Origin of the sequence: Streptomyces sp. NPDC019443 (assembly GCF_044389785.1) — a bacterium.
Classification (GTDB): Bacteria; Actinomycetota; Actinomycetes; order Streptomycetales; family Streptomycetaceae; genus Streptomyces.
Map to the genome: position 1 here is coordinate 1 of NZ_JBIRYJ010000043.1, position 8,803 is coordinate 8,803.

Here is an 8,803-nt window from a genome sequence, read left to right on the forward strand (position 1 = left end):
CAGGGAAGCGCTCTCCCGCTGAGCTAATCGCGCCGGGCTTGCGAACAGATATTGACACGCCGCTGGCCTGCACTGCAAATCCGTGGACGTCCGTGGATGTCCGCCATCGTGCGCAGTGGTTGTCACGCAGTTAGTCACTCAACGCGGCCGGTCCGACCAAGGTCGGCGGAGCGGCTTTGGGCGGGAGCTGCTTTGGGGCGAGTGATCATGGCCCCTTACGCTGGCCGCGATTCGGGCAGCACCTCGCCTGCCCGCAATAGCCCGATCTGGGGCCATGATCTTAGAGGCTCGCCCCAAAGTGGCTGCCTAAAGCCGTGGAGCCGACCGGCCCCAGCCCCCGCTGGCCTTCTTGTACCTGGTCATGGTGCTCGCTCTAGTCGCGCGACCGGCGTAGCCGGGGCCCGGAGCGGGGCGGAGACAGGAGCGTCGGGCCCCGGCGGTGAGCCGGGGAGCGCGCGACGAGCGGAGCGAGGAGCCTTGATCGAGGTAGAGAAACCTGTAACAGGCCCACTGGAACTGGCTAGTTCAGGTCGTACTCCGCCGTCAGCTGGCGTCCCGCCCCCATGAAGTCGGTGGCGTACTCCGTCACAGAACCGTGCTGGTCCCAGTAGTAGTTGCTCATGGTCAGGGCGAGAGTGCCCGCCGCGACATCGAGCAAGGCGGCTGCGTCTTCGGGCACCGGCTGCACGCCCACCACCTCACGCCTCCGCACGGCACGCCGCCCGGACCGGTCCTCGATCAGACCGAACGTCATCTTCGGCAGCGACTCCGGCACGGCCAGCTCGGGGGCGCTCTCGGCCAGCTCACCCGGCAGCCACGACGTGGACAGGGTGATGACACCCTCGTCGTCCAGGTACCGCCGCTGGCGACGGACGACCTGTGCACCCTCGTCCAGCCCGAGAGCCTCGGCGACATCGGCCGGTGCGGGCACCAGACCAGCGCTCACGATCTCAACGCGCTCGCCGGGGCGGAAGCCGCTGCCCGTCGCACGCTGGAGCTGGAGGCGGTCCGAGCCGCTCGTGAGCTTCCGTCCGAGGTCCACGAACGTGCCCTGCGTCGAGGACCGCACGTACCCCTCGGCCTGGAGCTGCTTCACGCCCTTCGCTGCCGTGGCGGTGGCTACGCCCCATTCTTCGGCGATCTCTGCGATGGACGGCAGCTTGGTGTCCTGTGGCAGGGCACCGTCGACGATCTGCTGTCGGAAATGGTCCGCGATCTGGATGAACGGCGGCGCGGCCCGCTGGACTCGCGGTGTCATTTCTCCTCCTCCGAGCTCGTCTGCTAGCTCACAGAGAAGCGTACCCCGCAAAGCCCTTGCGATTTTGTACTAGCACACGTATACATGAACGTGAGCCAGTACACGTTCGCCGGGGGCGGCGGCCTACCGCCAAGCAGAATCGCCGTCCCCGGCTCCCTCGAAGGGAGCTTCCATCATGCCCGCGACGCTCTACGTCTCGCACCCCGCTCCGTTATCGGCGCCACTGTCCCGTATTGAGGACGCTCAGGTCGTCCCTTCGCCGTGCCAGGCGTGCGGGACTGCCGCCGGTTCGGACTGGATCAAGGTGGACGGCATCGGCGTCCTGGTCCACAACGAACGTGGCCGGGAGCTCTGCCCGGTTGCTGTTCCCTTCGACTGGGAGACCGGCAAGCCGCTGCCCACCCTCGTTGAGGCGGTGGCGGCATGACTGCAGCGATCCTGCCTCTCGTCGCTGGCCCGGCTCCGGTACAGCCGTCCGGGCGTCCCGTCCAGCCGCATGCGCTTCGGGCTCCGGACACTCCGCTGGGCCGTGCCCGGCTGGCTCGCGGCTGGTCGCAGATCAAGGTCGTACGGGCGCTGCTGCTCCTGGCCGAGCACTGGGGCTGGGACATCGCGGCCGAGAACTCGCTCAAGGTCTTCATCTCCCGCTGGGAGAACGACACCCACCGTCCGGGGCAGACATATCAGGTCCTGCTCTGCGCGATCTTCCGCGCCACCCCGGACGAACTCGGCTTCACCCGCCCCGCCTCCGCGACCACGCTCATTGAACGTGTGGCCGCGCTGGAATCGGTGATCGAGGGCCTTACCGGGCGGCTCGGGGAGGTGGCTGCGTGAGCCTGCCTGCTCTGTCCTCGGCGGCCGTAGCTGACACCGCGGCCGCTGTGGGCGTTGACCCCATGACCCTGGTCGACATGCTGCGGGTCGCCAATTCACCTCGCTTCGAGCGCTGGCAGGAACAGGTGAGGCGGACCGGCGGCTGTGCCCAACCAATCCACCTGAGCGGCCACTCGCGGACCGTGGACATGCGCACGGGCGAGTTCTTCGAATACTCGACCAGCAGCGAACCGGGCGGACGGCTGCGGATCGCCTGCGGCAACCGCCGTGCCTCGCGCTGCCCGTCCTGTGCCTGGACCTACGCGGGGGACACCTACCACCTGATCATGGCCGGACTGGTCGGCGGCAAGGGCATCCCCGACACTGTGGCCGAACGCCCCCGCGTCTTCGCCACGCTCACCGCCCCGTCGTTCGGCCCGGTCCACAACCGCCCCGCCTCCGGCCGCTGCCGCTGCGGCACCACCCACCCGGAGGACGATCCCGCCCTCGGTACCGCGATCAACCCGGAGCGCTACGACTACGCCGGGGCGGTGCTGTGGAACAACCACGCCGGGCAGTTGTGGCAGCGCTTCACCATCTACCTGCGCCGCGAGGTCGCCGCCCGCGCCGGACTGACACAGGCGGCCTGCAAGGAAGAGGCACGGGTCTCGTTCGGGAAGGTCGCCGAGTTCCAAAAGCGAGGCGCGGTCCACTTCCACGCGGTCATCCGCATCGATGGTCCGGACGGGCCCGACACCCCGGCCCCGCCCTGGGCCACCGTCGAACTCCTCGATGACGCGATACGGGCCGCTGCCGCCCGCGCCACCGTTCCGGTCCCCGCCGCCGGCCGATTCCCCGCCCGGACGCTGCACTGGGGAACACAGATCGACGTCCAGCCCATCGGTCAACTCGAAGGCCAGGCCGACGTCAGCGAACAGGCCGTGGGTGCCTACGTCGCCAAGTACGCCACCAAGGCAGCAGAGACCACCGGCACCCTCGACCGCCGAATCGGGGAGCTGCGGGAACTCGACCTGCACCCCGAACTGCCCGACCACACCCGGCGCCTGATTGAGGCCTGTTGGGACCTGGACGCAGACTATCCGGAACGGCTGCTCGCGCACTGGTCTCACATGCTCGGTTTCCGCGGGCACTTCTCGACCAAGACCCCCCGCTACTCGACCACCCTCGGAGCGCTGCGCGGAGCACGGGCCGACTGGCGCGCCCAGCAAGAACGCCGGGAACGGGGCCTGCCCGATCTCGGCCAGGACGACGACACCGCAGAGGGCACGACGCTTGTCCTGGCGCACTGGGAGTACGCCGGGCAGGGACATACCCCCGGTGAGTCCTGGCTCGCTGCCTCCATCGCCCGTGACCTCAAGCTCAACCGCGACACCGCCCGCGAAGCCCTCGCAGAGGGGGAGTGGTGACCATGGCTACGGCTGTCGAACACGATCCGGCGGTGGAACCCCTCCTTTATCGGATCGAAGGTGCGATGAAGCTGCTCAACCTCAGCCGCACCGTGATCTACGAGCAGATCCGTGCCGGGCGTCTTCGCGCTGTGCGGCAAGGGCGTGCTCGTCGTATCCCTGCCTCTGCCATTGGTGAGTACGTCGCGCTCCTCGAACGCGAGGCAGGAGGGGACCGATGACGAAGCGGCGTAGCAGGGGAGATGGTGGTCTCCACTGGGACGAAAGGCGTCAGCGCTGGATCGCTACGGTCAGCCTGGGGTACGACGGCAGAGGGAAGCGCTCTCCCGCTGAGCTAATCGCGCCGGGCTTGCGAACAGATATTGACACGCCGCTGGCCTGCACTGCAAATCCGTGGACGTCCGTGGATGTCCGCCATCGTGCGCAGTGGTTGTCACGCAGTTAGTCACTCAACGCGGCCGGTCCGACCAAGGTCGGCGGAGCGGCTTTGGGCGGGAGCTGCTTTGGGGCGAGTGATCATGGCCCCTTACGCTGGCCGCGATTCGGGCAGCACCTCGCCTGCCCGCAATAGCCCGATCTGGGGCCATGATCTTAGAGGCTCGCCCCAAAGTGGCTGCCTAAAGCCGTGGAGCCGACCGGCCCCAGCCCCCGCTGGCCTTCTTGTACCTGGTCATGGTGCTCGCTCTAGTCGCGCGACCGGCGTAGCCGGGGCCCGGAGCGGGGCGGAGACAGGAGCGTCGGGCCCCGGCGGTGAGCCGGGGAGCGCGCGACGAGCGGAGCGAGGAGCCTTGATCGAGGTAGAGAAACCTGTAACAGGCCCACTGGAACTGGCTAGTTCAGGTCGTACTCCGCCGTCAGCTGGCGTCCCGCCCCCATGAAGTCGGTGGCGTACTCCGTCACAGAACCGTGCTGGTCCCAGTAGTAGTTGCTCATGGTCAGGGCGAGAGTGCCCGCCTCGACATCGAGCAAGGCGGCTGCGTCTTCGGGCACAGGCTGCACGCACACCACGTCACGCCTCCGCACGGCACGCCGCCCGGTCCGGTCCTCGATCAGACCGAACGTCATCTTCGGCAGCGTCTCCGGCACGGCCAGCTCGGGGGCGCTCTCGGCCAGCTCACCCGGCAGCCACGACGTGGACAGGGTGATGACACCCTCGTCGTCCAGGTACCGCCGCTGGCGACGGACGACCTGTGCACCCTCGTCCAGCCCGAGAGCCTCGGCGACATCGGCCGGTGCGGGCACCAGACCAGCGCTCACGATCTCAACGCGCTCGCCGGGGCGGAAGCCGCTGCCCGTCGCACGCTGGAGCTGGAGGCGGTCCGAGCCGCTCGTGAGCTTCCGTCCGAGGTCCACGAACGTGCCCTGCGTCGAGGACCGCACGTACCCCTCGGCCTGGAGCTGCTTCACGCCCTTCGCTGCCGTGGCGGTGGCTACGCCCCATTCTTCGGCGATCTCTGCGATGGACGGCAGCTTGGTGTCCTGTGGCAGGGCACCGTCGACGATCTGCTGTCGGAAATGGTCCGCGATCTGGATGAACGGCGGCGCGGCCCGCTGGACTCGCGGTGTCATTTCTCCTCCTCCGAGCTCGTCTGCTAGCTCACAGAGAAGCGTACCCCGCAAAGCCCTTGCGATTTTGTACTAGCACACGTATACATGAACGTGAGCCAGTACACGTTCGCCGGGGGCGGCGGCCTACCGCCAAGCAGAATCGCCGTCCCCGGCTCCCTCGAAGGGAGCTTCCATCATGCCCGCGACGCTCTACGTCTCGCACCCCGCTCCGTTATCGGCGCCACTGTCCCGTATTGAGGACGCTCAGGTCGTCCCTTCGCCGTGCCAGGCGTGCGGGACTGCCGCCGGTTCGGACTGGATCAAGGTGGACGGCATCGGCGTCCTGGTCCACAACGAACGTGGCCGGGAGCTCTGCCCGGTTGCTGTTCCCTTCGACTGGGAGACCGGCAAGCCGCTGCCCACCCTCGTTGAGGCGGTGGCGGCATGACTGCAGCGATCCTGCCTCTCGTCGCTGGCCCGGCTCCGGTACAGCCGTCCGGGCGTCCCGTCCAGCCGCATGCGCTTCGGGCTCCGGACACTCCGCTGGGCCGTGCCCGGCTGGCTCGCGGCTGGTCGCAGATCAAGGTCGTACGGGCGCTGCTGCTCCTGGCCGAGCACTGGGGCTGGGACATCGCGGCCGAGAACTCGCTCAAGGTCTTCATCTCCCGCTGGGAGAACGACACCCACCGTCCGGGGCAGACATATCAGGTCCTGCTCTGCGCGATCTTCCGCGCCACCCCGGACGAACTCGGCTTCACCCGCCCCGCCTCCGCGACCACGCTCATTGAACGTGTGGCCGCGCTGGAATCGGTGATCGAGGGCCTTACCGGGCGGCTCGGGGAGGTGGCTGCGTGAGCCTGCCTGCTCTGTCCTCGGCGGCCGTAGCTGACACCGCGGCCGCTGTGGGCGTTGACCCCATGACCCTGGTCGACATGCTGCGGGTCGCCAATTCACCTCGCTTCGAGCGCTGGCAGGAACAGGTGAGGCGGACCGGCGGCTGTGCCCAACCAATCCACCTGAGCGGCCACTCGCGGACCGTGGACATGCGCACGGGCGAGTTCTTCGAATACTCGACCAGCAGCGAACCGGGCGGACGGCTGCGGATCGCCTGCGGCAACCGCCGTGCCTCGCGCTGCCCGTCCTGTGCCTGGACCTACGCGGGGGACACCTACCACCTGATCATGGCCGGACTGGTCGGCGGCAAGGGCATCCCCGACACTGTGGCCGAACGCCCCCGCGTCTTCGCCACGCTCACCGCCCCGTCGTTCGGCCCGGTCCACAACCGCCCCGCCTCCGGCCGCTGCCGCTGCGGCACCACCCACCCGGAGGACGATCCCGCCCTCGGTACCGCGATCAACCCGGAGCGCTACGACTACGCCGGGGCGGTGCTGTGGAACAACCACGCCGGGCAGTTGTGGCAGCGCTTCACCATCTACCTGCGCCGCGAGGTCGCCGCCCGCGCCGGACTGACACAGGCGGCCTGCAAGGAAGAGGCACGGGTCTCGTTCGGGAAGGTCGCCGAGTTCCAAAAGCGAGGCGCGGTCCACTTCCACGCGGTCATCCGCATCGATGGTCCGGACGGGCCCGACACCCCGGCCCCGCCCTGGGCCACCGTCGAACTCCTCGATGACGCGATACGGGCCGCTGCCGCCCGCGCCACCGTTCCGGTCCCCGCCGCCGGCCGATTCCCCGCCCGGACGCTGCACTGGGGAACACAGATCGACGTCCAGCCCATCGGTCAACTCGAAGGCCAGGCCGACGTCAGCGAACAGGCCGTGGGTGCCTACGTCGCCAAGTACGCCACCAAGGCAGCAGAGACCACCGGCACCCTCGACCGCCGAATCGGGGAGCTGCGGGAACTCGACCTGCACCCCGAACTGCCCGACCACACCCGGCGCCTGATTGAGGCCTGTTGGGACCTGGACGCAGACTATCCGGAACGGCTGCTCGCGCACTGGTCTCACATGCTCGGTTTCCGCGGGCACTTCTCGACCAAGACCCCCCGCTACTCGACCACCCTCGGAGCGCTGCGCGGAGCACGGGCCGACTGGCGCGCCCAGCAAGAACGCCGGGAACGGGGCCTGCCCGATCTCGGCCAGGACGACGACACCGCAGAGGGCACGACGCTTGTCCTGGCGCACTGGGAGTACGCCGGGCAGGGACATACCCCCGGTGAGTCCTGGCTCGCTGCCTCCATCGCCCGTGACCTCAAGCTCAACCGCGACACCGCCCGCGAAGCCCTCGCAGAGGGGGAGTGGTGACCATGGCTACGGCTGTCGAACACGATCCGGCGGTGGAACCCCTCCTTTATCGGATCGAAGGTGCGATGAAGCTGCTCAACCTCAGCCGCACCGTGATCTACGAGCAGATCCGTGCCGGGCGTCTTCGCGCTGTGCGGCAAGGGCGTGCTCGTCGTATCCCTGCCTCTGCCATTGGTGAGTACGTCGCGCTCCTCGAACGCGAGGCAGGAGGGGACCGATGACGAAGCGGCGTAGCAGGGGAGATGGTGGTCTCCACTGGGACGAAAGGCGTCAGCGCTGGATCGCTACGGTCAGCCTGGGGTACGACGGCAGAGGGAAGCGGATCGTCAAGCGTGGCAGCGGTCGGACCAAGACTGAGGCCAAAGCCAGGCTGAAGGAGGTACTTCGGGATTACGAGGACGGTCTTGCCATTGCGCCCTCGGGCTACACGGTCAAGCACGCTGTTGATGACTGGCTGGCCTACGGCTTGGCGGGACTGGACAGGTCAACCGAGGGCAAGTACGCGACTCTCTGCCGCAAGCACATCATCCCGGCGCTCGGCGCGCGGAAGCTCCGTGACCTGACTGCGGACGACGTCGACAAGTGGCTGGCTGACAAGGCCAAGGCGCTCAGTACGAACACTCTGCAAGTCGTCCGTTCGTGCCTGAATCGCGCGGTCAAGCGGGCCATGGTGCGGGACAAGGTGAAGCGCAACGTTGTTGAGCTGTGCTCCGTCCCGACTGGCCAGCCGGGACGACCCTCCAAGGCGCTCACCCTCGCGCAGGCTGAGACTGTGCTGCACGCTGCTGCTGGCACTCCGATGCACGCTTACATCGTGGTGTCTCTGCTCACCGGAGGCCGGACGGAGGAACTGCGTCCACTCACGTGGGATCACGTGTACCTCGAAGGGACACCGGACGCGGAGCTACCCATCCCGCCGCACATCGCTGTCTGGCGCTCGGTCCGCATCACCGGAGACACCAAGACCAGGAAGTCACGCCGTACGCTCGCGCTCCCCGCTCGCTGTGTGGAGGTGCTGAGTGAGCACCGAAAGTTGCAGGATCGGCAGCGTGAGAAGGCCGGGGAACAGTGGAAGGAACAGGGTCTCGTCTTCACCTCTGCGGCTGGCACCGAGCTCGATGCCGCCAACGTACGGCGAGCCTATCGACGTGTCCTCGGTTTGGTGGGCGGCCTCAATCCTGCGGACTGGACGCCTCGGGAGCTTCGGCACAGCTTCGTGTCCTTGCTCTCTGACAACGGCGTGCCGCTGGAGGAGATCTCCCGGCTCGTGGGCCACTCCAGCACGACGGTGACGGAGAAGGTCTACCGGAAGCAGATCCGCCCGGTGATCCAGACGGGCGCGGTGGTCATGGACCGCATTTTCGAGGGTGACGAGGGCCGGTAGTCACGCAGTTAGTCACTCACTACGCACCAGGGGCCGTCTCCCGTATCGGGAAACGGCCCCTGGCCTGTGTGGACGATACTGGGATTGAACCAGTGACCTCTTCCGTGTCAGG

At 67.9% G+C, this 8,803-nt stretch carries 11 protein-coding genes; 9 read left to right on the forward strand and 2 right to left on the reverse strand.

The genetic code is table 11. The features are described 5' to 3' along the window. Positions 1-520: 520 nt before the first annotated feature. Positions 521-1,258, reverse strand: a complete 738-nt coding sequence (locus tag ACH492_RS39825; RefSeq protein WP_398994310.1) for a GntR family transcriptional regulator — start codon at positions 1,256-1,258, stop codon at positions 521-523. Between the two features lie 175 nt (positions 1,259-1,433). Between ACH492_RS39825 and ACH492_RS39830 the strand changes: the two genes are divergently transcribed. The 4 genes from ACH492_RS39830 to ACH492_RS39845 all read left to right on the forward strand — a co-directional run bounded on the left by ACH492_RS39830 (position 1,434) and on the right by ACH492_RS39845 (position 3,719). Continuing rightward, positions 1,434-1,685: a hypothetical protein gene (locus ACH492_RS39830; RefSeq protein WP_398994311.1), complete on the forward strand. Its 252-nt coding sequence runs from the start codon at positions 1,434-1,436 to the stop codon at positions 1,683-1,685. Next, positions 1,682-2,092: a helix-turn-helix domain-containing protein gene (locus ACH492_RS39835; RefSeq protein WP_398994313.1), complete on the forward strand. Its 411-nt coding sequence runs from the start codon at positions 1,682-1,684 to the stop codon at positions 2,090-2,092. Before ACH492_RS39830 ends, ACH492_RS39835 begins: the two co-directional genes overlap by 4 nt. A gap of 62 nt (positions 2,093-2,154) precedes the next feature. After that, positions 2,155-3,498 (forward strand): replication initiator protein RepSA, encoded by a 1,344-nt coding sequence (gene repSA / locus ACH492_RS39840; protein ID WP_398994321.1) that lies wholly within the window; start codon positions 2,155-2,157, stop codon positions 3,496-3,498. A 2-nt stretch (positions 3,499-3,500) separates the two neighbouring features. Then, positions 3,501-3,719 (forward strand): helix-turn-helix domain-containing protein, encoded by a 219-nt coding sequence (locus ACH492_RS39845; protein WP_398994315.1) that lies wholly within the window; start codon positions 3,501-3,503, stop codon positions 3,717-3,719. A gap of 610 nt (positions 3,720-4,329) precedes the next feature. Here the strand turns inward: ACH492_RS39845 and ACH492_RS39850 are convergent. Continuing rightward, positions 4,330-5,067 (reverse strand): GntR family transcriptional regulator, encoded by a 738-nt coding sequence (locus ACH492_RS39850; protein ID WP_398994317.1) that lies wholly within the window; start codon positions 5,065-5,067, stop codon positions 4,330-4,332. 175 nt (positions 5,068-5,242) lie between these two features. Between ACH492_RS39850 and ACH492_RS39855 the strand changes: the two genes are divergently transcribed. The 5 genes from ACH492_RS39855 (at position 5,243) to xerC (ending at position 8,691) form a co-directional block, all read left to right on the forward strand. Further along, a complete protein-coding gene (locus ACH492_RS39855) occupies positions 5,243-5,494 on the forward strand; it encodes a hypothetical protein (RefSeq protein WP_398994311.1) in 252 nt (83 codons plus the stop codon). Beyond that, positions 5,491-5,901, forward strand: a complete 411-nt coding sequence (locus ACH492_RS39860; protein WP_398994313.1) for a helix-turn-helix domain-containing protein — start codon at positions 5,491-5,493, stop codon at positions 5,899-5,901. Before ACH492_RS39855 ends, ACH492_RS39860 begins: the two co-directional genes overlap by 4 nt. 62 nt (positions 5,902-5,963) lie before the next feature. Continuing rightward, the gene (repSA, locus tag ACH492_RS39865; RefSeq protein ID WP_398994321.1) at positions 5,964-7,307 is read left to right on the forward strand and encodes a replication initiator protein RepSA; all 1,344 of its coding nucleotides are present in this window, start codon (positions 5,964-5,966) and stop codon (positions 7,305-7,307) included. A 2-nt stretch (positions 7,308-7,309) separates the two neighbouring features. Next, a complete protein-coding gene (locus ACH492_RS39870; protein ID WP_398994315.1) occupies positions 7,310-7,528 on the forward strand; it encodes a helix-turn-helix domain-containing protein in 219 nt (72 codons plus the stop codon). Beyond that, a complete protein-coding gene (gene xerC / locus ACH492_RS39875; protein WP_398994319.1) occupies positions 7,525-8,691 on the forward strand; it encodes a tyrosine recombinase XerC in 1,167 nt (388 codons plus the stop codon). Before ACH492_RS39870 ends, xerC begins: the two co-directional genes overlap by 4 nt. Positions 8,692-8,803: the final 112 nt, after the last annotated feature.

Coding starts and splice junctions, on each gene's coding strand:
- ACH492_RS39825 (WP_398994310.1), bottom strand. CDS start 1,258: ATGACACCGCGAGTCCAGCGGGCCGCGCCGCCGTTCATCCAGATCGCG.
- ACH492_RS39830 (WP_398994311.1), top strand. CDS start 1,434: ATGCCCGCGACGCTCTACGTCTCGCACCCCGCTCCGTTATCGGCGCCA.
- ACH492_RS39835 (WP_398994313.1), top strand. CDS start 1,682: ATGACTGCAGCGATCCTGCCTCTCGTCGCTGGCCCGGCTCCGGTACAG.
- repSA (WP_398994321.1), top strand. CDS start 2,155: ATGACCCTGGTCGACATGCTGCGGGTCGCCAATTCACCTCGCTTCGAG.
- ACH492_RS39845 (WP_398994315.1), top strand. CDS start 3,501: ATGGCTACGGCTGTCGAACACGATCCGGCGGTGGAACCCCTCCTTTAT.
- ACH492_RS39850 (WP_398994317.1), bottom strand. CDS start 5,067: ATGACACCGCGAGTCCAGCGGGCCGCGCCGCCGTTCATCCAGATCGCG.
- ACH492_RS39855 (WP_398994311.1), top strand. CDS start 5,243: ATGCCCGCGACGCTCTACGTCTCGCACCCCGCTCCGTTATCGGCGCCA.
- ACH492_RS39860 (WP_398994313.1), top strand. CDS start 5,491: ATGACTGCAGCGATCCTGCCTCTCGTCGCTGGCCCGGCTCCGGTACAG.
- repSA (WP_398994321.1), top strand. CDS start 5,964: ATGACCCTGGTCGACATGCTGCGGGTCGCCAATTCACCTCGCTTCGAG.
- ACH492_RS39870 (WP_398994315.1), top strand. CDS start 7,310: ATGGCTACGGCTGTCGAACACGATCCGGCGGTGGAACCCCTCCTTTAT.
- xerC (WP_398994319.1), top strand. CDS start 7,525: ATGACGAAGCGGCGTAGCAGGGGAGATGGTGGTCTCCACTGGGACGAA.